The 23,974-nt window shown below is 60.7% G+C and carries 27 protein-coding genes; 14 read left to right on the plus strand and 13 right to left on the minus strand.

Annotated elements, in window-relative coordinates; all coding sequences use genetic code 11:
* Window positions 1-93: 93 nt before the first annotated feature.
* Genes EGH25_RS05870 through EGH25_RS05885 form a run of 4 tightly spaced genes read left to right on the plus strand, consistent with a single transcriptional unit; the run spans window position 94 to window position 3,740 of the window.
* Window positions 94-1,461, plus strand: coding sequence for a heme o synthase (locus EGH25_RS05870; protein ID WP_266086715.1), 1,368 nt, complete (start codon window positions 94-96; stop codon window positions 1,459-1,461).
* The gene (locus EGH25_RS05875; protein ID WP_266086716.1) at window positions 1,458-2,075 is read left to right on the plus strand and encodes a DUF7546 family protein; all 618 of its coding nucleotides are present in this window, start codon (window positions 1,458-1,460) and stop codon (window positions 2,073-2,075) included. The genes EGH25_RS05870 and EGH25_RS05875 overlap by 4 nt, the downstream gene beginning before the upstream one ends.
* A 31-nt stretch (window positions 2,076-2,106) precedes the next feature.
* Window positions 2,107-2,991: an ABC transporter ATP-binding protein gene (locus EGH25_RS05880; RefSeq protein ID WP_266086717.1), complete on the plus strand. Its 885-nt coding sequence runs from the start codon at window positions 2,107-2,109 to the stop codon at window positions 2,989-2,991.
* Complete coding sequence (locus EGH25_RS05885) at window positions 2,988-3,740, plus strand: ABC transporter permease (protein WP_266086718.1); 753 nt, start codon at window positions 2,988-2,990, stop codon at window positions 3,738-3,740. The genes EGH25_RS05880 and EGH25_RS05885 overlap by 4 nt, the downstream gene beginning before the upstream one ends.
* Here EGH25_RS05885 and EGH25_RS05890 read toward each other — a convergent pair.
* Complete coding sequence (locus EGH25_RS05890; protein WP_266086719.1) at window positions 3,723-4,331, minus strand: DUF420 domain-containing protein; 609 nt, start codon at window positions 4,329-4,331, stop codon at window positions 3,723-3,725. The genes EGH25_RS05885 and EGH25_RS05890 overlap by 18 nt on opposite strands.
* Entirely contained in the window at window positions 4,328-4,711 is a 384-nt protein-coding gene (locus EGH25_RS05895) for a hypothetical protein (RefSeq protein WP_266086720.1), read from the minus strand. Before EGH25_RS05895 ends, EGH25_RS05890 begins: the two co-directional genes overlap by 4 nt.
* 120 nt (window positions 4,712-4,831) lie before the next feature.
* Between EGH25_RS05895 and coxB the strand changes: the two genes are divergently transcribed.
* The 4 genes from coxB to EGH25_RS05915 all read left to right on the plus strand — a co-directional run bounded on the left by coxB (window position 4,832) and on the right by EGH25_RS05915 (window position 9,232).
* Complete coding sequence (gene coxB / locus EGH25_RS05900) at window positions 4,832-5,545, plus strand: cytochrome c oxidase subunit II (RefSeq protein WP_266086721.1); 714 nt, start codon at window positions 4,832-4,834, stop codon at window positions 5,543-5,545.
* Between the two features lie 28 nt (window positions 5,546-5,573).
* On the plus strand, window positions 5,574-8,069 hold the full coding sequence (locus tag EGH25_RS05905; protein ID WP_266086722.1) for a cbb3-type cytochrome c oxidase subunit I: 2,496 nt from the start codon (window positions 5,574-5,576) through the stop codon (window positions 8,067-8,069).
* Between the two features lie 11 nt (window positions 8,070-8,080).
* Window positions 8,081-8,356 (plus strand): cytochrome C oxidase subunit IV family protein, encoded by a 276-nt coding sequence (locus EGH25_RS05910; RefSeq protein WP_266086723.1) that lies wholly within the window; start codon window positions 8,081-8,083, stop codon window positions 8,354-8,356.
* Window positions 8,357-8,452: 96 nt separating this feature from the next.
* On the plus strand, window positions 8,453-9,232 hold the full coding sequence (locus EGH25_RS05915; protein ID WP_266086724.1) for a sulfite exporter TauE/SafE family protein: 780 nt from the start codon (window positions 8,453-8,455) through the stop codon (window positions 9,230-9,232).
* On the opposite strand, the gene EGH25_RS05920 is transcribed toward EGH25_RS05915, so the two are convergent.
* From EGH25_RS05920 to EGH25_RS05930, 3 genes are read right to left on the minus strand one after another with little or no spacing between them, the layout of a single operon-like run.
* Window positions 9,229-11,586, minus strand: coding sequence for a heavy metal translocating P-type ATPase (locus tag EGH25_RS05920; protein ID WP_266086725.1), 2,358 nt, complete (start codon window positions 11,584-11,586; stop codon window positions 9,229-9,231). The two genes, EGH25_RS05915 and EGH25_RS05920, sit on opposite strands and share 4 nt — an antisense overlap.
* 47 nt (window positions 11,587-11,633) lie before the next feature.
* Window positions 11,634-12,383, minus strand: a complete 750-nt coding sequence (locus EGH25_RS05925) for a plastocyanin/azurin family copper-binding protein (RefSeq protein WP_266086726.1) — start codon at window positions 12,381-12,383, stop codon at window positions 11,634-11,636.
* Between the two features lie 57 nt (window positions 12,384-12,440).
* Window positions 12,441-12,926 (minus strand): hypothetical protein, encoded by a 486-nt coding sequence (locus EGH25_RS05930; RefSeq protein WP_266086727.1) that lies wholly within the window; start codon window positions 12,924-12,926, stop codon window positions 12,441-12,443.
* A gap of 108 nt (window positions 12,927-13,034) precedes the next feature.
* Here EGH25_RS05930 and EGH25_RS05935 point away from each other — a divergent pair, with 108 nt between their 5' ends.
* The gene (locus tag EGH25_RS05935) at window positions 13,035-13,445 is read left to right on the plus strand and encodes a DUF3054 domain-containing protein (protein WP_266086728.1); all 411 of its coding nucleotides are present in this window, start codon (window positions 13,035-13,037) and stop codon (window positions 13,443-13,445) included.
* On the opposite strand, the gene EGH25_RS05940 is transcribed toward EGH25_RS05935, so the two are convergent.
* Window positions 13,429-14,343: a hypothetical protein gene (locus EGH25_RS05940; protein ID WP_266086729.1), complete on the minus strand. Its 915-nt coding sequence runs from the start codon at window positions 14,341-14,343 to the stop codon at window positions 13,429-13,431. The two genes, EGH25_RS05935 and EGH25_RS05940, sit on opposite strands and share 17 nt — an antisense overlap.
* 108 nt (window positions 14,344-14,451) lie before the next feature.
* Between EGH25_RS05940 and EGH25_RS05945 the strand changes: the two genes are divergently transcribed.
* Genes EGH25_RS05945 through EGH25_RS05955 form a run of 3 tightly spaced genes read left to right on the plus strand, consistent with a single transcriptional unit; the run spans window position 14,452 to window position 15,072 of the window.
* Entirely contained in the window at window positions 14,452-14,730 is a 279-nt protein-coding gene (locus tag EGH25_RS05945; RefSeq protein WP_266086730.1) for a 50S ribosomal protein L37ae, read from the plus strand.
* Window positions 14,730-14,864: a DNA-directed RNA polymerase subunit P gene (locus EGH25_RS05950; RefSeq protein ID WP_266086731.1), complete on the plus strand. Its 135-nt coding sequence runs from the start codon at window positions 14,730-14,732 to the stop codon at window positions 14,862-14,864. Before EGH25_RS05945 ends, EGH25_RS05950 begins: the two co-directional genes overlap by 1 nt.
* Window positions 14,854-15,072 (plus strand): KEOPS complex subunit Pcc1, encoded by a 219-nt coding sequence (locus EGH25_RS05955; protein ID WP_266086732.1) that lies wholly within the window; start codon window positions 14,854-14,856, stop codon window positions 15,070-15,072. Before EGH25_RS05950 ends, EGH25_RS05955 begins: the two co-directional genes overlap by 11 nt.
* On the opposite strand, the gene EGH25_RS05960 is transcribed toward EGH25_RS05955, so the two are convergent.
* Window positions 15,069-15,377, minus strand: a complete 309-nt coding sequence (locus tag EGH25_RS05960; protein WP_266086733.1) for a hypothetical protein — start codon at window positions 15,375-15,377, stop codon at window positions 15,069-15,071. The two genes, EGH25_RS05955 and EGH25_RS05960, sit on opposite strands and share 4 nt — an antisense overlap.
* Window positions 15,378-15,467: 90 nt before the next feature.
* On the opposite strand from EGH25_RS05960, the gene EGH25_RS05965 reads away from it, so the two are divergent.
* Window positions 15,468-15,854 (plus strand): prefoldin subunit beta, encoded by a 387-nt coding sequence (locus EGH25_RS05965; RefSeq protein WP_266086734.1) that lies wholly within the window; start codon window positions 15,468-15,470, stop codon window positions 15,852-15,854.
* Window positions 15,855-16,466, plus strand: coding sequence for a YkgJ family cysteine cluster protein (locus EGH25_RS05970; protein WP_266086735.1), 612 nt, complete (start codon window positions 15,855-15,857; stop codon window positions 16,464-16,466).
* Here the strand turns inward: EGH25_RS05970 and EGH25_RS05975 are convergent.
* The 6 genes from EGH25_RS05975 to EGH25_RS06000 are packed head-to-tail and all read right to left on the minus strand — an operon-like array spanning window position 16,463 to window position 23,905.
* Complete coding sequence (locus tag EGH25_RS05975; RefSeq protein ID WP_266086736.1) at window positions 16,463-17,323, minus strand: DUF58 domain-containing protein; 861 nt, start codon at window positions 17,321-17,323, stop codon at window positions 16,463-16,465. The two genes, EGH25_RS05970 and EGH25_RS05975, sit on opposite strands and share 4 nt — an antisense overlap.
* Complete coding sequence (locus EGH25_RS05980) at window positions 17,320-18,261, minus strand: AAA family ATPase (RefSeq protein ID WP_266086737.1); 942 nt, start codon at window positions 18,259-18,261, stop codon at window positions 17,320-17,322. The genes EGH25_RS05975 and EGH25_RS05980 overlap by 4 nt, the downstream gene beginning before the upstream one ends.
* Complete coding sequence (locus EGH25_RS05985; RefSeq protein ID WP_266086738.1) at window positions 18,258-19,115, minus strand: DUF7502 family protein; 858 nt, start codon at window positions 19,113-19,115, stop codon at window positions 18,258-18,260. Before EGH25_RS05985 ends, EGH25_RS05980 begins: the two co-directional genes overlap by 4 nt.
* Window positions 19,112-19,768 carry a hypothetical protein gene (locus EGH25_RS05990; RefSeq protein WP_266086739.1) on the minus strand — a complete coding sequence of 219 codons (657 nt, stop codon included), beginning with the start codon at window positions 19,766-19,768 and terminating at the stop codon, window positions 19,112-19,114. Before EGH25_RS05990 ends, EGH25_RS05985 begins: the two co-directional genes overlap by 4 nt.
* The gene (locus EGH25_RS05995) at window positions 19,755-22,109 is read right to left on the minus strand and encodes a VWA domain-containing protein (RefSeq protein ID WP_266086740.1); all 2,355 of its coding nucleotides are present in this window, start codon (window positions 22,107-22,109) and stop codon (window positions 19,755-19,757) included. The genes EGH25_RS05990 and EGH25_RS05995 overlap by 14 nt, the downstream gene beginning before the upstream one ends.
* Window positions 22,109-23,905 (minus strand): BatA domain-containing protein, encoded by a 1,797-nt coding sequence (locus tag EGH25_RS06000; RefSeq protein ID WP_266086741.1) that lies wholly within the window; start codon window positions 23,903-23,905, stop codon window positions 22,109-22,111. The genes EGH25_RS05995 and EGH25_RS06000 overlap by 1 nt, the downstream gene beginning before the upstream one ends.
* Window positions 23,906-23,974: the final 69 nt, after the last annotated feature.

Consider the following 23,974-nt stretch of genomic DNA (forward strand, 5'->3'; position numbering starts at 1 on the left):
CACCGTAACCACGGCGTGTGCCGAATAAGAAGCGTTTATGGGCTTTCGACCCCACGTATACAACAATGAAACGTACCGTAACGGAGCCTAAACATGATTGATGAGAGAAGGTTCACCAACCTACTCGCCGTCACGTCGGTGGCGACCTACGTCCTCATAGTTGTGGGCGCGACCGTCTCGTTACAGGACGTGACCACAGCATGCGGTACTTGGCCCACGTGCGACGGCGCTCTTTTCGTCGCGCCGGGTGACGCCGCGTTCGTCGCTTGGGGTCACCGTCTTGCCGCCCTCGTCGCAGGGGTGCTTCTCGTTGCGTCCGTAACGGCGTCGTTCGTCGTTGACGCGTCACGGCGTCTACGTCTCGCACTCGGTGCCGCCCTCGTTCTCTATCCCGCACAGGTAGCTATAGGCGGTCTAACAGTCCTGTCGGGTCAGGAGTTCCTCCCATCGGTTCATCTCGTCGCCGCCATGGCTATCTTCACGCTGACGCTTGTAGCACTGACATGGCGTCTCGAAACCGACGCAGGCGAGGGTGAGGTAGAGACCGGAGCCAAGACGCCCGCGCCCGAACCCGACGACGGTACGCCGTCGGCGAACTCTACCGTCCGCGCCTATATCGACATGACCAAGCCGCGTCTGATGTGGCTTCTCTGTCTCGTCGCCGTCGCCGGTATGGCACTCGCCGTCGCAGGCGGCGGTTCCGTAACACTCGGAACCGCGGTGGCGACGCTCGCCGGCGGATGCCTCGCCATAGGCGCGAGCGGCACGTTCAACCACGTTATAGAGCGCGACCGCGACCGCAGAATGGCGCGTACCTCCGACAGACCGATGGCGAACGACGCCGTGCCTGTCCGTAACGCCGTCGCTTTCGGCTTCGCGCTCGCCGTCGCATCGGGTGCGGTCGTGGTCGCATTCGTAAACGTTCTCGCCGCGGCGCTGACGATGCTCGCGATCGTCTTCTACTCCGTCGTCTACACCGTGATACTCAAGCCGCACACGGATCAGAACGTCGTCATAGGGGGTGCCGTCGGCGCGTTACCCGCCCTTATCGGATGGGCGGCTGTCGAGGGCAACGTCGGCGTCCCTGCTCTCGTCCTCGGCGGCGTCATCTTCCTCTGGACGCCCGCGCATTTCTACAACCTCGCCTTGGTCTACAAGGACGACTACGAACGCGCCGACATACCGATGCTTCCCGTCGTACGTGGCGACGAGACGACGTTACGGCATATCAACCTCTACCTCGGTGCGACGCTTCTCTCAGTCTCCCTGCTCGCGTACGTCTCCGAGCTCGGCTGGGCGTTCGCCGGCGTCACGGTCGCCGCAGGTGCCGTCTTCATCTACTTTGTCGTACGTCTCCACCGTGAGCGTACGCGTACAGCCGCTATGCGTGCCTTCCATTCGTCGAACGCCTTCCTCGGTGCCGTCATGCTCGTACTCGCGATAGAAACGTTCGTGTTATGAACAAGAGACAGAGACGTATCGCCCCATGGGCTGTCTTCGTAGCCGTACAGGTAGCCGCTGTGGCTCTCTACTTCCTCCTTACCGACGCCGTCGCGGTCACCGCGCGGCACGCGCTCTTTCCCGTCGTCTGGGTAACCCTCAGCGCGTGGGTTCTTCTCAAGACGCCGTTACCCGACGAACTACCGTGGTACGCACCCGTCGTCGCCGTCGTCTCAGGCGTCTACTTCGTCGCCCTCCTCTGGTTAGCGGGTCTCGTCGGTACGGCGGCGTCGCCGGGTGCTACGTTCACCGTCTCAGGTGCTTCTCCGGGCTGGGGTCCTATACTCGCCTACTCGGGTGACTTCGTCTACCTCCGTATCATACCGTTCCAGTTCGTCGGCTACGCCGCCCTTGCATACCTCGTCTTCGTCTCCCTCACCGACACGGCGTCGTCGCTCGTCGGCGCGGCGGTGGGTCTCGTCTCGTGCGTCGGATGCACATGGACTCTCGTAGCGGGTGCTCTGTCGGTCGTCGGGAGCGCGGGCGTGACGGCGTTCGTGCAGTCGTACTCGTACGGTCTTTCGACTATCGTCTTCGTTACAGCCGTCGGCGTCCTGTACAGGTACACGTCGTAACTCTTACTCCGTCGCCCGGACAATCAGCCGTATGGAACAGGTCGAGGCGGACGGCTTGCGCAAGACGTACGGTGAGACTGTCGCTGTCGACGGCGTGTCGTTCTCCGTCGATGCGGGCGAGGTCTTTGCGCTCGTCGGACCCAACGGCGCGGGGAAGACGACGCTGGTACGTTGCCTTACAGGAACCGCGCGCCCGGCGGACGGCGAGGCGCGTCTTCTCGGCACGTCCCCCGAACAGACCGACGAGGCGCGTGTCAGCCTACTGCCGCAGGAGTTCACGCCACCCGAACGTCTCACACCCGACGAACTCATAGGCTACTACGCGTCGCTCTATCCCGACGACGAGACACGCGATACCGACGCGCTCGTGGACGAGATGGGTCTGTCCGACGCCGTCGACACGCGTTACGGCGACCTGTCGGGCGGACAGAAAAGCCGTCTCAAGGTCGCCGTCTCGCTCGTCAACGACCCGGATGTCATCTTCCTCGACGAACCCACAACGGGAATCGATCCCGAAGGACGTGAGGATGTCTGGCGCGTCGTCGAACGTCTCGCGGACGAAGGCACGGCGGTCTTCCTCACCACCCACTACATGCGCGAGGTCGAACGTCTCGCCGACCGTGTCGCACTCATAGACGACGGTAAGCTCGTCGAGGTGGGGAAGACAGACGACGTTATCCGAAAACACGCGGGCGAACCCCGCCTCGTCGTCCGCACGGTGGGTTCCGCAGAGGAAGCCATCGAAGGGTTCGACGCGACGGTGGAGGGGGATGAACTCGTCTTCGAAGGTGTCGGTGTCGACGGTATCGGCGATGCGCTCGACGCCCTCGACGGTGCGGGTGTTGGGTACGACGAGGTACGTTGGCGCGAACCGGGTCTTGAGGAGGCGTACCTGCACCTCACGGGGGAGGTATGAAGCCGTCGCGTGTCCGCGGTGAGGCGTCGGCGGAGTGGCGCTCCTTCCTACGCAAGCCTGCCGCCGTCTTCTTCACCTTCGTCTTCCCGGCTATACTCGTCGCACTGTTCGCCGTGGTCGTCGGCGCGGGCAGTGGCTTCTTCGAGGAGCCTCAGGGCTACTACTTCGCCGGATACCTCGGCTTCGTCGTTCTCCTGACACCCCTCTCACGTCTGAGTAGCACCGTCGCACGCGGACGCGACAGACGGCGTTTTGAGAAGCTTGCGACGACACCCCTGACGCGCGCCGAATGGCTGACCGCGCACGTCGCCGTCAACGGCGGTCTGATACTCGCCGCCTCCGGGCTGATCGCCCTCCTACTCGTCGCCGTCGGCGGTGCCAGCCTCACCCTATCACTCGTCTCGGTCGTGGTTACCGCCGCGTCGGTCCTCATAGCCTCCGCGGGGTTCTGCGGTCTGGGTGCACTCATCGGACGCGCCGTCTCGTCGCAGGACGGCGCTATCGCCGTCAGCAACGGCGTCGGCTTCCCTATGCTCTTTCTCGCCGACACTTTCGTCGCTCCTGATACGCTCGGCGTCGGTGCGCCCGTCGTCGAACTCCTGCCACTCACCTACTTCTCACGTACCGTACGCGGAGCTACTTTCACCGGTGGTTCGGGCGCGGAACTCGTAACGTCACTCGCTCTACTCACCGTCTTTAGCGCCTTCCTCTTCGCCGCGGGCGCTTACGCGTTACCATGGCACGAGTAGACCGAGGTAGTCCCAGCTGTAGACATGGTTAAGAAGGAAGTACGCGACGACCCCAAGAAACAGGCTGAGCGACCATGCACCCGCGGCGATACGTCCGACACGGGCGTGCGCCGTCTCACGTAGCTCCTCCGGCGTGTGCGAAAGACCGAGTACGGCGGCGTGTATCACGACGGGAACGGAGACGATCGACAGAACGAGATGGATCGCAAGCATAGGCAGGTAGAGGTAGTTACGTACGAGCGTCGGACCCACGAACTCCTTCGTACCCCCGCCGCCTATCTTGAACAGGTATATGACGAGGAACACTATTATGAGCGATACCGCCGAAACCATCGCTGTACGGTGTTTCTTCACCTCACCGCGGCGTATCCACCGCCATCCCGCGAGTATGCACAGAAGCGTGACCGTGTTGACCGCGGCTATGGCGTGCGACATCGTGTTGACGGTGCTCAGATCTATATCCGGATACGGCAGAAAGCCGCCGAACGTGGCTATCACGACGGCGTACCCGACGGCGCTCAGAACCGCCGTCACAGCGACCGGATGTCTCTTTACAGCCTCCTTTCCGCCCGATGCCGTCTCCGCGCTCATTCCGGACCCCCATCGGAAGCGAGAACCTCCCTTCTAACGGTGTCGACTCCCGTCCAGTACAGTGCTATATCCTGATCGGTGCTGACCTGCACGGTTGCGGAGTCACCTTCGGCAACCATGCCGTCCGCCTCGCCCGACCACTTGGTGGGTCTCGGATACTCCTCCACTATCACGGTCAGGTTGGTTCTGTCTATAGGCATACCTCCCTCATGCGTTACCGTGGCATAGCTCCGGTTCACCCTGTCGATGCTCCAGTTCGACTCCGGCGCTTCGGGCGTGTCGGCTACCTCCGGTGTGGCTACGATTATTATAGCCACCGAAGACACCAGAAGCAACAGTATGACCACGCCTATGATGTCTACGAGTTCGAAGTCGAACATTCTGATGGGGTATATACCCTCGCTGGAGGTAAAACCGTTTTCTTTCCCGGCGTCCGTCGGTCAGTTTCAGGGAACTTATATAGACGGAAGCAGTAGTTACTACGCATATAGGAGACACCAATGACGACCCAAGTACCTGTACCGGTCGCCGGTTCGTGGGACGGTTTGATAGCTCAGGCGGGCGTCGACGGTACCTCAGACATATTCGGACAGCTGTTCTTAGCGTTCATAGTGGCGGGGACGTTGGTCGGAGTCGTCGTCATCGCGTACACATTACAGAAGGCGTACAAGAACCGTTCGGAGGACGGTGAGACCAAGAGCGACACGCCGGATATGGGGGAGATACCGCCTCTTGAGGGCGGGGGGAAAGGAAAGAAGCTCTTCCTTTCGTTCGGCGCGAGCGCCGTCATCGTTATAACGCTCGTCGGATGGACGTACTTCGCGGGGTTCATACCGATGGAACAAGGTCCGTCCGAACAGCAGGTTGAGGATCAGTTAGACGTCACGGTCACTGGCTTCCAGTTCGGATGGAGGTTCAACTACCCCGACGGCGAGGAGTCGCTCGGCAGACTGACCGTACCTAACGACACGGTGGTGAGGTTCGACGTAACGTCGGACGACGTGATGCACAACTTCGGTCTACCGTACTTCGACCGCAGAAGCGATGCGATACCGGGACAGATCACTGAGATGTGGATATACCCGCAGGAGACCGGGACGTACACCGCCAAGTGCTACGAACTCTGCGGTTCGGGACATTCGCAGATGGCGGCGCAGGTAGAGGTCGTACCCAAGAACGAGTTCGACAACTGGGGCAACGGAACGGAACAATGAACGGCAAAGACAAACGGAGTGAGATCTAATGGCACACGCTGAGTCAGACGAACACGAAGATCATATGCCGTCGAAGTCGTCGATAAAACGTTGGCTGACGACGACGAATCACAAGGACGTCGGCATACTGTACCTGATAACCTCTATCTTCTACCTCGTATTCGGCGGGGTTCTCGCCCTCCTGATACGTCTCGAACTACTCGAATCGGGTAGTACGATACTTTCGGGTGCGGCGTACAATCAGGTGGTTTCGGCGCACGGTCTCATCATGCTTTTCTTCTTCATATCGCCGTTCGCCTTCGCGTTCGCAAACTACTTCGTACCGTTACAGATAGGTGCGAAGGATCTCGCCTTCCCACGTCTTAATGCACTCAGCTTCTGGCTCTACTTCTTCGGAGGCGCTCTTTTCGGCTCGTCTTTCTTCCTCGGCGGGGGTAGCTTCTCAGGCGGCTGGACGATGTACGCGCCCCTGAACTCCCCTGCGTACATGCCCGCTGTCGGCTCAACAGCGGCTGTTCTCGGCGTCATGCTGTTCGTTATCTCGACCACAGTATCGTCGGTCAACTTCCTGACGACGTTGCATTCGATGCGCGCCGAAGGGATGCGTATACGTGACCTACCCATCTTCTCATGGAGTATACTCCTCACCGTCTGGATGATGCTTTTCGCGTTCGCGGCGCTCCTTGCGGCGCTCATACTGATGGCTTCCGACCATATCATAGGAACCACGTACTTCACGACCACCGTCGCGGGTTCGGGTAGCTTCCTCTGGCTCCATCTCTTCTGGTTCTTCGGTCATCCGGAGGTCTATATAGTCCTGTTCCCCGCCCTCGGTGTGCTCGGCGAGATATTCAAGACATTCACGGGTAACAGGCTCGCGGGCAGGAAGTGGATAATGATAGCTCTCGGTCTGGTCGCCGTTCAGAGCTTCATAGTCTGGATGCACCATATGTTCCTAACGGGGCTAAACTTCCAGACAAAGACGTTGTTCATGGCGACGACTATCGCTATCTCCCTACCTTTCGACCTGATGATATTCGGCTTCATCTACACGATGATAAAGGGTAAGATACGTCTGACTACACCGATGCTGTACGGCATCGCAACACTCGTGCTGTTCATAATCGGTGGCATAACGGGCGTCTTCCTCGGTGCGATACCGCTCGACTACAACCTACGTGGCGGCTACTGGGTCGTCGCACATTTCCATTACGTTATGTTCGGCGGTGCCGCGGCGCTCGTCGGTGCCATCTTCTACTGGTTCCCCAAGATGTCGGGGAAGATGTACAACCGAACCTTCGGAAAGATACAGTTCGCCACCTTCTTTGTGGGCTTCAATCTTCTGTACTTCCCTCTGTTCTTCGCCTACGAGATGCCGCGCCGTGTATTCGTCTACGAAACCTCGATCAAGATGTACCACAATATAGCGACCGTCGGGGGCTTCATACTCGGACTCTCTGTCCTGATGATAGTGGGCATCATGGTACACGCGCTCAAGTACGGCGACGACGCAGGTGACAACCCGTGGCAGGCGTGGACAGCCGAATGGTCCGTCTCGTCGCCACCCCCTCTCGAAAACTTCTCCGGCACCCCGAGCTTCAAAAGCGGTAAGCTCAGTATGCTCAACCCCGCAACCGACGGCTCAGGCACCGAAGCCGAAACCGATGGGGGTCACGCCGTTGAGGAGGAACACACCGACCACGCAAGCCTTACGCCGTTCCTGATCTCGCTCTCTATGTTCGTTATGTTCCTCGGTCTTTCGGGTGTCCATCAGAACGTTCAGGCGCTCCACGACGGCGACCCTGCGACGACAGCGACCATAGCGCCCCTGTACGCCGCTGTCGCGGGAATAGGTGGCGTCGGTATGCTACTGTCACTCGTGTGGTTCGGCTTCGAGGGCTTCAGCGCGCCCGCGCCGCTGAACGTCAACAAGTGGCCCTTCGAGGGCGTCGAGCAGAACAAGCTCGGTGTCTGGATATTCCTGCTTTCCGACATCGTCGTCTTCGGCGCTTTCATAGGCGCGTCTATATTCATGCGTTTCGCGTACGGCTGGCAGGAATGGTACCAAGATCTCATCCCTGAGGCGCACGTTACGATGCCGGGGTTGATCAACACGTACCTCCTGCTAACGAGTAGCTTCGCGGTCGTGATGGCTCTGGTTGCGATCGAGAAGAACAGCAAGAAGGGTCTCGTTGGCTCCCTCGTAGCCACCTTCGCACTCGCGACCGGATTCCTCGTAAACAAGGGGTTAGAGTGGCAACACCTGTTCCATATCTCGACAGATGCGTTCCCCGAAGGCTGGGGGCTCGGCACCAACATAGCGTCGTCGACGTTCTACCTCACGACCGGTATGCACGGTCTACATGTCATCCTCGGTATGCTGATACTCGTCTTCCTCATCTACAGGGCGTGGTTCGACGATGCCTACATGGAGGACGACCGTCCGGTCGAGTACTTCGGGCTGTACTGGCACTTCGTGGACATAGTGTGGCTGTTCCTGTTCCCGCTGTTCTACATACTCTAAGGTGAAAAAGAATGTCAGATTCAAACTGGAAACTGTACACGGCGATATTCGGCGTACTGTTCGTCTTCGCGACGATCCAAGCGGCTGTCGAGATGATGGGCTTCCTCGACAGCGCCTACTGGCTCGCAGTCGGCGCAATAGCCGTGCTGTCGGTCATAAAGGCGTACTTCGTAGCCGCCTACTACCAGCACCTCAAGTTCGAGCCGAGGTCGGTTACGTACCTCGTACTCGGCGGTCTGGTTGCTGTGATGTTCCTGACGGCGGCGGCGTCGTTCTCCATAACCTGACTTCCCCTCGCGTCGCCTCACCCGTTCCCTCCCTTCGCGTCCCTCTCTCCCCGTCCTTCCGGTATTCTCTTGTAGCTTCCCGACGTAGCTACGACGATGGTAGTACCTACCGACGTATCGGGACAGGTCGGCTTAGGCGTCTTCTTCCTCATAGGTCTGTTCGGGGGCGCTCACTGCCTCGGTATGTGCGGACCCCTCGTAACGATGTACTCCGAGAAGATGGAGTCGAGGGCGTCGCGGTCGGGACGCGACGTACTAACGTGGCACGAGGTACGCCAGCACGCCCTTTTCAACCTCGGGAGGACTGTAAGCTACACGACGATAGGCGGCGTCATGGGCGCTCTCGGAGCGGTCGTCTTCGGTGCCTCAGCCGTCGCCTCGGTTGGTGATATTGTACGCGGGGTCGCCGGCGTCGCCATCGGTGCGATCATAATCGCTTCGGGGTTCGCCTACTTCGCGCGCGGAACCGTGGTCGAGATACCGGGTACGGGGCGTCTCTTCAGGCGCGTTCACGACGGTATAAGCCGGCGCGTCGAGGGTCTCGTCAACGGCTTCGGTATCGCGGGTCTCGGTGCCGTTCACGGCTTCCTTCCGTGTCCTCTTCTGTACCCGGCGTTCCTGTACGCCTTCGCGCGCGGTTCGCCCCTTGAAGGCGGTCTATCGCTCGCCGTCCTTGGCGCGGGTACGTTCCCCACGCTGATGCTCTACGGTCTCACAGTCCGATCCATAGGTCCTGAGCATAGACAGACGCTCCACCGTGTTCTCGGCGTCGTCTTCGTCGTTCTCGGTCTCGTCACTCTCAAGATGGGCTTCATGTCGCTCGGTATACGTCTGCCTATACCGTTACGTCTCCCGCACTACCAGCCCCTCTCTTAGAGGTCACGCGACGAGTTCGCCACCACGAGGACGCTACTCGTAGCCATCGCAAAAGCCGCGACCGCGGGCGATATGACGCCGGCGACAGCCGCGGGTACGGCGACGGCGTTGTACGTGAGCGCCCAGCCGAGGTTCTGTCTGATACGTTGCTTGGTGCTCCGTGTGAGTTCGAGAACGTCGGTGACCTTAGTCAGGTCGTCGCGCGTCACGACGACATCAGCGGCGTCGCCCGCTGTCGCCGTCCCCGTTCCGAGAGCAACGCCGAGGTCGGCTTCGGCGAGCGCCGGAGCGTCGTTTGTACCGTCACCGACCATGACCGTCTTTCCGTGACCACGGAGACGTTCGACCGTCTCCGCCTTCGCTTCGGGCGGGACGCCCGCGAATACATCGTCGACGCCGTCGTGCTCCCTGAAGTAGCCGACGGCGGCTTCGTCGTCGCCGGTTATGACGGCTACGCGCGCGTCTATCTCAGCGACCGTCTCCTCCCATTCGTCACGTGGTCTGTCACCGACGGAGAGTACGGCGCGTACATCGCCGCCCCATCCGACGTAGACGGGTGCGTTACCCACGCCGCGTTCGCGTTCCGCCGTATCGTGGAGGCTTTCGGACGGTTCGTCTTCGCGCTCCTTGACGAGCGCCTCCGAACCCACGGTGACGCGTTCGCCGTCGACGACCGCGCTAACCCCCTTTCCGGGGTGTCGTCTAAATTCGGTTGCGTCGGGCGTATCCGACCCTGCGCCTTCGGTGACGGCGTCGGCGATAGGATGCGAGGAGTACGTCTCAACCGCGGCGGCACGGCGTAACGCCTCGTCGGCGTCCTCACCGTCGTCGGCGGTCACGTCGACCAGACGCATATTACCCGTCGTGAGCGTCCCCGTCTTGTCGAAGGCGACGACGTCGTACTCGTGCGTGTCCTCGAAGACGGAGCCGTCGGTTATCGCAACGCCCTGTTCGAGCGCCTCGCGGACGCCCGAAGCGACGGCGAGCGGTGTTGCGAGTCCGAGCGCGCACGGGCACGAAACGACGAGTACGGCGAGCGCCGACAGCATGGCACCGGCGGGGTCGCCCGTCAGGTACGTACGTACGCCGAACGTCGCCACAGCGATCAGAAGCACCAGAGGGACGAAGAAGCCCGCGAGCCTGTCGGCGAGACGTTGGACACCGGGGCGCGAACTCTGTACGTCCCAGAGGAAGTTGACGAGACGGTCGAACGTGCTTACCATCTCCTCAGGAACCTCGACCACAAGGGCGTCGTCGGTCACGACCGAACCGCCGACGACCTCGTCGCCCGGTTTCTTCTCCTCGGGTAACGATTCGCCCGTTACGAGCGACTCGTCGACGGCGGCGCTACCTTCGACAACTACGCCGTCGACGGGTACGCGTTCACCCGGCTTGACAACGACCTCGTCGCCAGGTTCGAGTTCGTCGACGTTCACGACCTCGTCACCGTTCCGCGTACGCCTGCGTGCCTCGTCGACGCGTTCCCTCGTGAGTTCCTCCATACGGTCGCTCGCTCGTCTCTTTATCCTCTTTTCGTAGTAGTTACCGAGGGTCACGACCATAACGACGACGACGGTGATGTCGAAGTAGACCTCCTCGCCGCCGACGAAAAGAACGCCGAGGCTGTAGACGTACGCGTTTACGGCGGCGAGAGAGACAAGCAGATCCATGTTAGGGGTGCCTGAACGTAGACTGACGTACGCGCTACGTAGTATCGGATAGCCCGTTACGAAAAGAACCGCACTGGTTCCGAGAACGAGGTAGTAGGAGGTAAACGGATCGAGAAGGGGTCCCGGACGTTCGACGAGCGCCGACATACCGAGGTATTCGGGGTATAGGAAGACTATGTACCAGACCATCACCATCATACCGAGCCACGCGCCGACGACGAGACGTCCTATGGTCAGGAGTTCGGCGAGTTCGTCGTCGCGTTCGTCGCCCCTCTCCGGATCGTGCGCCTTGTATCCGAATCCGTCGACGGCATCGACGAGTCCCTCGCGCCCGACGACATCGGGTCTGTAAGCCATCTTGACGAGTTCGGAGGCGTAGCTCGCCTCCACGTCCTCGACGCCTTCGCGCTCCTCCGCACGCGACTCTATGAACACCTCACACGCGGAGCAGTGCATACCTTCGACGGACAGGAAAGCCTCCTCGGCGTCTTCGTGTATCTCCTTCGTACCGGCGTCTTTCTTTTCCTCCTCGATATCAACGTCGCCGAGCGTTCGGTGTACCTCCATACAGCCGCGACAGCAGAAAACGCCGTCGACCTCGTCGGAGGTTACGGCTTCGTTGAGGGGGAGATCGCAGAGGGCGCAACCCTCCTGCGTCTCAGCCGTCGCTTTCGACCGTGCCATTCACCGCCTTAGATAGGTGCCTGACGGGGATATGTTTTCGCTTTCGGCTACGCGGTGACGAGCGTTCCTACAACCGCGGCTATCAGAAGAACCCCGACGGCGACGCTGACCACAAGCGCCGCGGTCGCGTTACTGTACCTGTCCGAAAAGTACCTGCCGATCGCCGCGAGACCCACGAAGACCACCGCACCGATACCTAGCTGTGTTACAGAGACGGGAAGCCCTCCGCTTCCGCCGCCGCCTCCGGCGGAGGACTCGTACGGATACGAGAGAGCGCCACCCTCGACGATAGCCTCCGACGAGGGGAAGTCGCCCGCCTGAAGACCGTCGAGGTCGGGTATCTCGCTCCCCTCAGCGGGTCCACCGGGTTCGCCACAGACGATACGTCCTATCATGCCGAGCGTCTTGTGAGGTACACAGAAGTAGTCGTAAGTCCCTTCCTCCTCGAACGTGTACTCGAACGACGCGCCCTGTTCTAGGAGCGTACCCGAGTTCCACGCCTCCGCGCCTTCAGGTATACGTCTCTCCGTCGCGCCGCCGTTGCCCTCGTCGTAGGCGGTCGCCGAATGAGCCCCTGACTCGATAACCCACCGTACGGTGTCGCCGGGTTCGACGTGTAGACCGATAGGGTCGAAGATGTACTCCGAACCGTCGGACACCATCGCAACCTCGTAGACACCGTCCTCAACCTCGTACTCGCTCGCGTCGCCGCCCCCCTCCTGACCCGCCGCCGTCCCGACCGCCGCCGTGCTCGCTGTCATGGCAAGGAAGCCCCTGCGTCCGGTTTCTTCGTTCATCTGTCAGGGTTACTTCGTCTGTCGTATTAATACTACTCAAATCCGTCCGAACGCCGGTTAGTCACCGAACGCCTCGTTGACTTCCTTGATCGACTCTGTGTCGACGTCGTCGAGTATAGATTCGACCTCCTCCTCGAAGCCCGACATGTGCGCACCGTCGTTCCCGCCTTCTTCGTCACCATCCTGTTCTACGTCCCCCTCCGACGTGGCGTCGAAGCTACCCTTCATAACTTCGATAGCCGTCTCCACTGCGTCCCGTCTCGTGGAGCTTCTGGCGACGACAGCCGTCGTTTCGCCGTCGGTGACCTTTGTCTTCCATACCTCCCCTGTATGGCTACATTCGACGGAGCGACCCCCGTCCTTCCAACGTACGTTTATCGACGAGTCCATGTCGAGACTGTAACCCGCGACAGTGTCCGGAGCCTCTCTCCCGTCTGAGATACTTTCGAGCGCGGAGGTATCGACCGAAGGTGACGGAGAGACGTCTACGTCCCCCTCACGCCATCCCTCTGTGAGAGAAAGTAGCTTCCCGACTAAATCCACTACACGGTACGAAGCACCACTGATATTTAACTTTATTGGGGCGTCCCCGTCGGTCGTCGGTCGTAACGAACCGTTCGTCTTATTCGGGCGTGATGTCTCTGCGTATACATGTATCCGTACGGAATCAACCGTCGGAAGCCGAGACCTGCGGCGGTCGCCCTCGGTGACCTGCTCGTCGTCACGGGTCTCGTCGGTGTAGGCACCTTACACCACGGCGGTACCGATCCGCTCCGTTTCGTTATGGTCGCGTTTCCGTTCGTACTCGGCTGGTTCGCCGTCGCTCCCGTAGCGGGTGCGTACGGCGTCTATCCGTCGATCAGAAACGAACTCTTCGCCACCGTCGGGGCTTGGACTGTCTCAGCGCTCATCGGTCTCGGTATACGTTCGACGAGCCTGTTTCCGGGTAGCTCTCCGCCGTCGTTCGGCTTCGTCATGGTCGCCCTCGGCGGGGCTACTGTCGTACTCTGGCGGTTCGTCGTTCTGCACGCCCTCGTGCGCGTCGTCAGGTTGACCAGATAGCCTCTGCGCCACCGCCGGCGTAGTCGCGCGTCCAGTATACCTCGAACGTGTCGGTGGTCTGGAACCTGTCGTCTATCTCAAACATCACGACGCCTTCGCGCGTACGTCCACGTGTCGGACCACCCTCGTACTCGTCGTCCTTGCGTCTGTCGACGGGTTCGTACGCTTCGTCGCCGACGAACAAAGTAAGCTCGTCGCGTTCGGGCATCTCGACGAGATCGCGTGTATCCTTGGTGGTACGGACGTGAACCAGAGCGTACCTCATCTCGTCACCCGCCCTGTCGAAACGCGCCTGACCCTCGTCGTCGGTGTAGGTGTACGAAGGCGTCAGACGTACCTCGTAGAACTCCTCGGTTCCGTCGACGGTCATCGTTACGTCGTCGGGGTTGACGTACCCGTCGCCGAAGCCGAGTTCACGTACCTCCGCCGTCGTGGACGACATGTCGCCCGTCGCCCCAACGGTGAGGCTGTACTCTCCGACGTAGTCGGGACGGAAAGCCCCCGTCGCGTCGCGCGTCTCGCCCGCGGGTACGTCGACCGAAACCGTCGAGACCCCCTCGTCACCACCGGGTGCTCGCACCGTTACCGCCGTCTCGAACGTGCCTCTGGCTTCACCGACGTTCTCGACGGAAAGCGACCACTCTACCGACTCACCAACCTCCGTCGTAGACGGCGTACCGAAAGACAGTACCTCGAACTCTGCCGTCGCGGGTTCTTCGGTATCCGTCTCGTTACCTACGTCGGTCGTTTCCCCATCCGTGTCGGTTTGGTTCCCCCTCTCGTCCGTCTGATTACCGTTCCCTCCGTCCTGCTCCTCCTCAGGAACCTCGTTGAGACATCCTGACAGACCGAGTACGGTCGCCGTTCCGCCTATAATCACCTGCCTTCTGGTTCTCATGTTCCTAACGAAAGCCCCCACCGACTTAATTTTACGCCTTACCTTCGTCGACCGCTCCACGGGTACGGAATAACAGGTTTTATCCTTGTAGCCGCGCTTTCCACAAACATGTCTGAGGAAAGCAAGTCGGGACGCGTGACACGTAGCGCAGGACGTTTCGGTTCGCGGTACGGACGTGTGGGACGTAAACGCGTAGCCGACATAGAGGAAGAGATGAACGACGACCACGAATGCCCCGAATGCGGAGAGGACAAGGTTTCGCGCACCGACACGGGCATCTGGGAGTGCGCCAAGTGCGGCTACCGTTTCGCAGGCGGCGCTTACAGCGTCACGACACCGGGCGGCGAAACCGTCGAGCGCGCCATACGCGAGGCGCAGGAGGACTGATGCCGTACAAGTGTTCGCGGTGCAAGAGGCAGGTTGACCTCGGTGACAGACGCGGAATCAAGTGCCCGTACTGCGGACACCGTATCTTCCTCAAGGAGCGCGGTGGCGGCGTCCAACGCGTCGATGTCAGATGAGGAAGACGACCGGTGTAGACTGTTTCTGGAGATAGACGACGAGGTGGCGCGCCGTGCGATAGCGCCTGAAACCGGCGATCTCGAAGGAGCACACGCCGAACTCACTCAGGAAGGCGTCGTTGTAACCGCCCAAGACCCACGTACGTTACGCGCCGCGCTCAACGGCTGGACGCGTCTCGTCTCCGTTGCTTCTGATGACCGTCTTTAACCCTGACTTCCGCTCTCCTTCTCCATCTCCTCGTCTATCTCCTCGACTATCTCGTCTATCTTACCGCGCACGCGTCCCTTAGCGTTGTTGTACGGCTTGCTGAGACCCGTAATACCTCCTATGAGACGCATGAGGCGTATCAGGACGTACGAAACCATGAACGTCGGTATAGAGACGCCGAGACCGAGCCAGAAAGCGAGTAGCTCCGTCGTTGTCCACCAGTACTGTAACGCCCACAGGAATACTAACGCGGATATGTAGGTCGCATACCGGAGATCCCTTCTCTGACCTTCTTCACTCAGCATACATACCTCTGAGTCGTCTACCATTATCAAACTTACGTCGCCCGTCCTCGTGAACGAAGACTTTTATGCGTCGCCTGACAACCTCGGTACATGGGAGCAGAACTTCCGCCGGAAGCTCAGGAGAAGCTACAGAAGCTACAGGAGATACAGGAACAGCTCTCGGAGATAGCGATGCAGAAACAGCAGTCGGAGCAACGTCTTCAGGAGGCGGAGCGCGCGCTCGAACTCCTTGAAGAGACGGGTGAGGACACGACGGTCTACAAGAGCGTGGGCGACGTTATGGTGGAGTCGAGCCGTGACGAAACAGTCGAGGAACTCCGCGAGGAGACGGAGACGGTTGAGGTACGTGTCGAGTCTCTGAAGAAGCGCGAGCAGAAGACGGAGGAGCAGTTCGAGGAGCTTAGGGACGAGGTTCAGGGCATGCTCGGCGGACTCGGCGGCGCTCTTGGCGGTGCGGGCGGCGGACCCGCTCAGTAAGTGACCGTCGAAGACGCACGCGCGCTCGATATCGAATCCCTCGCCGACGCCGTCGAGTCGGTCGGCTTCGAATGCACCGACTGCGGCGAATGCTGTACGTCGGGCGACGAACCGCTTGCGGTAACGGTCTTTCCTGACGAGCGTAGGCGTCTCGCCGGTGCCGTCGGCGCTTCGCCCGACGACGTTACGGAGCCTTCGCCGTTCGGGGACGAAGAGACGTTCGAGTGGACGGTAAGACGCGACGCGTGCGGCGACTGTTTCTTCCATGAGGGCGACGCGTGCTCCGTCTACGATGCGCGTCCCGCCGTCTGCCGCACCTATCCGTTCGCTGTACGTTTCGACGCGGTGGATGAGGCGGAGAACGCGGAACGCACCGTCGAAATCGACGACGGTACGGACGCGACGCTCGTCGTCGGCGAATGTGAGGGTACGGGACGCGGTATAACCCGCGACAAGGCGCTCGAACTCGCACGCGAAGTAAAGGAACGTACGGTCAAGGAGGAGCGCGAGGCGCGCCGTACGGTCGAGAGGTACGAACCCGTTGAACCGCCCGACGGTGCCGTCGTCGTACACGACAGCGAGGGTGCGCATACCGTCGAGAACGACGGTTAGTTTCTGGGCCAGGCGCGCGAGAAAGAGTCGAAGAAGTCGTCGCTCGTATCGACGAGTACGTACTCCGCACCGCGTGACTCGGCGTGTTCCTCGACAGCGCCAAGATGGTCGTCGAGACGTTCCTCGTACTGCTGTTTCGTCCTGTTTCCGACGTACGTTCTGACGTTTGTCTCCGTTTCGATACCTTCGAGTATCGTGTCACCCGTCGCGGGTAGATCGAGCTCCTCGGACGAAAGGGTGCAGACGAGACGCAGATGGTGGTCGGCAAGTGAGTCTATACCCTCCTGTATACCTTCGAGATCGCCTATGAAGTCGCTGACGATGAGGACGAGCGAACGCGAGCCTATCGTCTTGGCGTACTCGCTCAGTGCGCGTCCGAACTCGGCGCGTCCGTCGGGTTCGGTTTCGTTGACCGTATCTATAAGACCGAGTACCTCGCCCTCGTTCGACCGTCCTGAGTCGATACGTTCGAACGTGTCGGTGAAGACGGAGAAACGGAAGTCGTTGTTCTCCGCCGCGGCAAGGTAGGCGTAGCCGAGACCTATCTTTGCCGCGTAGTCGAACTTGTTGTCGTCACCTTCGCCGTACTCCATCGAACCGCTCGCATCAAGTATGACGTGGGTCGTCAGGTTACGTTCCTCCTCGTACCTCTTTATGTAGTACTCCTCCGTACGTGCGTACAGGTTCCAGTCGATCAGGTCGGTGTCGTCGCCCGCAACGTACTTCCGGTGGTCGGCGAAGATAAGACCCTCGCCCGTCTCCGAGGTCTCCTGTTCGCCCTGAAAGATAGAGTTGACCTTACGCTTTAGCTCGGAGTCGAACCTCTGGAGTTCGTAAAGGAAGTCTGCGTCTATCATTTTAGTATTTCGCGTACCACGTCCTCCTCCGTCCTTCCCTCGCGCTCCGCACGGAAGTCGACGATGATACGGTGCCTGAGGACGGGGATAGCCATCTCTTCGAGATCTTCCTCGCTGACGTAGCTACGTCCGCGTAGGAACGCGAGACCCTTGGCTCCGAGGACGAGCGAAAGCGTGGCGCGCGGCGAAGCACCGAACTCTATGTCCTCATGGTCGCGTGTCGCAGAGACGAGGTTTATCGCCCTGTCACGTATGTCGTCCGCGACGGGGACATCACGGACGAGTTCCTGTGCGCGCAGAAGCTCGTCCTTCGTAAGCACGCGTTCGACCTCTATATCGTCCTCGCGCTGACGCGTATACCGGTTGACTATCTCAGCCTCCTCGTCGAAGTTGGGATAGTCGAGCGTCAGCTTTAGCATGAACCTGTCCTGTTGCGCCTCCGGAAGCGGATACGTACCCTCCTGATCGATAGGGTTCTGTGTCGCAAGCACGAAGAACGGACGTGGTAGATCGTACGTCTCTCCGCCCGCAGTCACCTGCTCCTCCTCCATCGCTTCGAGGAACGACGCCTGTGTCTTAGGTGTCGCGCGGTTTATCTCGTCGGCGAGGACGATGTTTGCGAAAACCGGACCCTTCTCGAAGACGAACTCCTTGTCACCCGTCGCCGACTCGCGTATAACCTCGGTGCCCGTAACGTCCGACGGCATCAGGTCGGGCGTGTTCTGTATACGCGAGAAATCCATGTCGGTCACGTCGGCGACGGTGCGCACCATCATAGTCTTCGCAAGACCCGGATTGCTTTCGAGCAACGCGTTGCCGTCGCAGACCATGCAGACGAGCAGACGTTCGAGAACGTCCTCTAAACCGACTATCTTCTTCGATACCTCGCCCCGTACCCTTTCTATCTTCTCCTGTATCTCTTCTACCTGTTGGCTCATTCTTCACCTCTTATCTTTAGGTTGTACTCCTTAACAAGTTCGGCGTCCTCTATCTCCTCCTCAGGGCTGTACTCGGCGCGTTGCGACTGTACCTCGACGCCGCCCGTGTAGTCGTTTCCTCCGCCTGCGCTACCCGTCTCACCGCTTCCGTCGCCCCCCGTACCTGACCTACGGAGTTCGACATCCTGATCGTTCTCGCCGCGTGTCACCTCACCCGTCTCTCCCAGAACCTCACCGGGATCCTGTAGATCGTCGTACTGTCTCTCGCCGCCCGAACCCCCGCCGCCCTGTCCTTGGTCGGAGGCGCTGTCGCCGCCTCCGCCGAACGGGTTGTTTCCGAAAAGACCGTCGCCGAACCCCATTCCGCCTATCGACGCCGTCAGAAGAAGCGCACCGACACCGACGACGAGCGCGAGGCTACCTACTATACGACGGACGCTGACGAAGCCCTCGCTCGACGTGGTTCTTAGCTCTTCGAGTACGTCGCTGTACAGACGTTCCGCCATCTCGGTCTCCTCGTTGCGTCTGGCGGCGTCGCGCGCCGTCCTCAGCGCCTCCTCGACCTGCGGGTTCGCCTCCTCGAAGTACTCGACAGTCCGGCTACGGTAGACGAGGACGGAGTCGACTGCGAAGAAGACGACGCCCGCGACGACAGCGGCGACGGCGGAGCCGGGAACCGTAACCGCGTCAGTGCCGACCGTCGCGGGTAGCCACGAGGGGCTCGACGAGTCTATGACGAGGAAAACGGCGACGAAGACGAGCGTCGTCTCTATGGCTGAATGTAGGAAAGCCGCCTTCGCACCCTCACGCCGTATCTCCTTCTCGGCTTGGAGTAGCTCTTCGGCTCCGGTCATCTTGAGTACGCCCCCGGACCCCCGCCGACAGGCGTACATCCGTTGTTGTCATCGGCTTCACAGTTCTCGTACATCTGTTCGTACACGTCAACGACCTCGCCGTACTGCCTTTCGAGGTCGTTTATCTCGTTTTCGAGTTCGACTATACGTCTCTGGTTGCTCTCGGCTTCCTCCTGCGCGTCGTTACGTTCTTGTCTCGCCTTCCTGAGGCTCTGACGCGCCTTTTCAGCCTCGTCCCTCTTCTCCTCAAGCCGGCTCTGTGCCCGCGTCAGGTTCTGTCTCGCACGTATCAGCTTGTTCTGAAGCTTCTCCCTGTCGGACTCGGCTTCACGTATCTCATCCGTGATGCCGCTGAAGTCCTCCATATCCTGTTTCAGGTTCTGAAGCTCCTTCCTCGTCGAGTTAAGCTTCTGCTGTTTCTGCTGTAGACGCTCCCTCGTGTCCTGAAGCTTCTGACTCGCGTTCTCCGTCGTGGCGTCGACGTTCTCCATCTGCTCCTGATAGTACAGCGTCGCACCTGCCGTACCCATCATCGACAGAGAGACGAGCGCTATCATGAAGACGTTGAGCCTCCCGCCTATGTATCCCATCTTCTTTTCCACCTCTACACCGCGTAACAGTATATGGCTTGTGCTTGGCTTACGTCCGGTCACGGACGGTGTCGACAGCCTCGCGCGCCGCCGTCCGTAGGCTGTATCCGTAGACGTCGTTTATCCTCCTCAACGAAACCTCGACGAGGTAGACGAGGAGAGCGACGAGGAGCGGGATCCAGCTAAGCCCCTGCTGTGTCTCGCGTGGCTCCGACGCGTGGCTCCGAACCTCCTGCGCTATCGCCGCCGTCTCCGTCGGTTCGTAGACGCCGCCGTCGGTCGACTCAGTCGCTCGGTAGATCGACGACGACATACCGAAGCCCGCGTACTCCGCGGCGTAGTTGACGGCGTACGTCGCGTCGCCCGCCGTCTTGAAGCCGCGTTCCGACGGCGTAACGGTTGCGACGTACTCGTTCTGGGACGTCTGCGAGAAGTCGAGTCCGTCCGACGGACGCGATCCGCCGCGGTAGCTTATCTCCGTCGTCTGTCCCACGCGCGTATCCTCAACGTCGTAGACGTCGCCTATGAGACGTTCGGGGTCGCCTATCGCCCAGTTTACCGACCGCGACATGAGCGCCGAGTCGGGTTCGCTGAGCAAGCCGCCGAGGACGCCGTTCCCCGTATGCGCCGTTACGGAGACGACGCGTCCGAGACCGTACCTGCCTGACGCGAGCGCGACATCGCCGCTACCCGTCGAGACGAGGAAACGACCCGTCGCCTTTACGCTCACCTCGTGTGCCGTCGGTAGCTCTGTCGTCGTCTCCACGCCGTCGGTGATGAAATGGCTCGAATCCACGATGGTTAGACCGCTACCCTGCGGTTGCTTGTCCTGTCCGCCGAAAAGGACGCGGAGACGTTCGGTCTGTGTCGCGCGGAAGAACGAACCGCCGCTCGCGTCGGCTATCTCGCGCATAACGTCCTCGTTCGTACTGAGTTCGCCCACGCCCACGGAGACGACGTTTATGTCCTGAGCACCGAGCCTGCGCGCCGTATCGATAGCCGTACCGCGCCGCTGTTCGTCGACGACGCCGTCGGATATCAGTATGATGTTGCCCGAACCGCCGAGCATGTCCTCAGCGCCCTGTAGACCTATTGATATGTCGGTGCTACCGCCCGACTGAAGACGCTGTATGGTTCTTCTCAGCTCGCCGCGCGCCGTGGAAAGCTCGCTTATCTCGTTTACGCTGTACGCGTTCTGGTTGAACGCCACGACGCCGACACGGTTACCGTCGCCCATCTGTTCGAGTGCGTCGAGGGCGAGACCTTTCTGTACGTCTATGCCCTCCCGCGTACTTCCCGACACGTCTATAAGCAGAACGACGTCGGAGGTTCTGCTCGTCTCGCCCGACTTGACGGGTACCATGTCGCCGAGAAGCGACTCCTCGTACCCACCCGTGTCGTACGCGTTGGGTCCCCCCGCGACGAGAAGACCGCCGCCGTCTATGACGTACTCCTGTAGAGCGCCGAGGTCACCCGCGGTGTTAGCGGGGAGGTTCTGCGTAACGACGGCGTAGTATCCGCTAAGATCCGACGGTACCGTCTCGGCGGTCTCTACGTCGTAAAGCTGGTTCAGGAGTTCGAGGAACGGATAACGATCCTTGCTGACGTACAGTATACTCGGACGTTCGACGACACGTACGGTTCTGTAGAACTCGTTGTTCGTCGTGTACGTGTCCTCACCCGATGCATCGACCGTCGCCGTCATCTCGTACGTACCCGTCGAACCGAACGTATGGCTAAACTCCTTACAGCCGGCATCGCCGCCTTTGCTCGCCACCTGCTCGCCGTCTATCTCGACAGTCACCGTTCCCGACGTTCTGTCGAGGTTGACTCCGTTGAGACATACGTTGAACGTCTCCTCGACGCCCTGACTCGCCTTCGACGGTCCTTCGAGACGGACCGCCTTCTCCGCCTCCGTCGCCGACAGGTTGACGGCGCTAACCTGCGCGTTGACCGCACGTGCCGCCTCCGCGGCGCTCACGAGAGAACGTCCGTCGGTGACCTGACCGTCGGAGACGAGAAGTACGCTACCGTCGCGCGCTATGTTCGACATAACTGCGTCGCCTATACGTGACGAGTTCGACCCCGCGATACGTGTGGTTTCGACGTTGACGCCTTGGTTCTCAACCGCGGCGGCTACCTCTTCCCCAACGTCTTCGAAGACCTCCATACTCTCCGAACCGTCGATCAGGACGTGTACGCGTTCCTCGCCCTCTACGGTCGTCGTCTGTACGATATACGGCTGAGCGAATGCGAGAAGCAGAAGCGCGACCACGACGGTACGCGAACCCAGAAGCCCGTACCGCCGGCGTTCCGAACCCGTCCCGTCGACGATGAGAACGTAGTACAGGAGGGCGACAGCCACGGGTATCAGGAGAAGGAAAAGAGGGGCTTCGAACCACATTATATCTCACCCCTGTAACGCATAACGCCTATCTCGGCGACGACGAAGACCAACGCCGCAAGAGCGGTGTACGGCGTCAGATCGAACGGCACCGTCTCCTCGCGGCTCTGCTCCGCCGCCTCCGCCGCCTCCGTCTCGTTTATACTCGTCGCCGAGACGTCCGACTCCGTCGCGTCGAGTAGGTTAGCCGAGTAGACCGTACCCGCGTTGTACAGCCCGGCGTCGTCCATAACGATCGTCGTAGCCGTTGCCTCGCCGTCGGGCGTTCCGACCGTCCGCTCCTCTGCGAAGCTCAACGTGTCGCCCGTCTCGCGGTTCATCGACGAAAGACGTTCGCGCGACGAGACGTGGTAGAGGGCGTCGCGCCAGAAGACGGGATACTGGTAGCTGTTGTGGAACTCGGAGGCGTCGCGCATAAACCCGTAGTAGAGGACGCGTCCGTTCCCCGTGTCGGTCGTCGCTATGAGCGGGTCGCCCGAACCCGACTCGACGAGCGCGCGTCCCTCGGTGAGTTCCGCCTCGACGTACTCCTGTGGCACGGGGAACTCCACGTTTCTTACGAGTTCGTCGTCAGAAACGACGTCGATACCGTCGCCCGCGACCACGTTACCGGCTTCGACGTTGAGAAGGTCGCCGTACGTTTCCTGTATACCCGAAAGACCCTCTTGAGCGACGAAGACAACCCCTCCGCCCGCGCTGACCGTGTCGCGCGCGCTCCTCACAGTCCTGTCGAGCAGACGGTCGGTGTTGACCGCCTCAAAGACGACGACGTCGTACTCCGCCCCGTCGAACCCCGGAACGGGCGTCCCGACGACCTCGTGGTTAACCTCGTTCATAGAGTCGAAGGCGGCGGTCAGGAACCTGTTCCTGTCGTTGGTTACGAGGAGAACGTCGAGCGAACCCGGCTGTCCCACGACACGCGCCGTGTTGTCGGTCGGGAACGAGTCGCCGGGCGAGAGTTCGATGGTACCCCTGCCGGTCGGGACGCCGAACGATGTCGATCCGAAGTCACCCGCTTCGAGGCTCAACGACTCCGACTGACCCGCGAACGAAAGATCGACGTTCTTCTGTTCGTCGCCGAAGTTAGCAACCTGTACCGTCACCGAACCCCCGCCGAACGACATGTCGACGATCCCTGCGTTGTCCTCGCCCCCGCCGCCGAACTGACGTAGACCGACTGCGACGCCGCTTGCACGCGCCTCCTCTACCGCACCCTCCCAGTCCGAACCCCCTGCGAAGTCGCTCGCCACCACGAGACGCGCCTCGTCGCCCGCGACCGCCGCACCACGTGAGATACCGTCTGAGATACTCCCCGTGGCGTCGGTTACGGTCGCCGTCTCTACCGCCGAACGCGCTTCGCTCGCCGAACCGTCTTCGAGAACGACGTTTGCGGACGAACCCACGACGACGACGGAGGTCGTACCCGTCACCTCGTCGACGGCGTAAGACGCGGCGCGGTCGAAACGTGTCGCCCCGCCGTCCTCGGTCGCCATGCTCGCCGTACCGTCGAGGACGATCACCGTCTCGTCCGCCGCCGCGCTTCTGGTAACGTCGATGTACGGCGAGGCAAGGGCGAGAGCGGCGAGTATGAGCACGGCTATCTGTATCAGAAGCAGGAGGTTCCGCCGTAGCTTTTCGAGTACGGGATCCGAGCCACCTTCGTCGTCGATATTCGGTAGGAACTCAAGCGTCGGCACGCTCAGCCTACGCGGGTCGGGCTGGAGTATGTACAGGAGTATAAGAGGTACCAGCGAACCCAGCGCGAGGAGACCGAGCGGCGTCGAAAGACCTGCCATTACGGCGTACTACGTCTCAACAAACATAAACTCTTCAGACTCGACCGCGGTTTAGCGGTGACCGATGGG

The sequence above is a fragment of the Halorutilus salinus genome, assembly GCF_026242195.1.
Classification (GTDB): domain Archaea; phylum Halobacteriota; class Halobacteria; order Halobacteriales; family Halorutilaceae; genus Halorutilus; species Halorutilus salinus.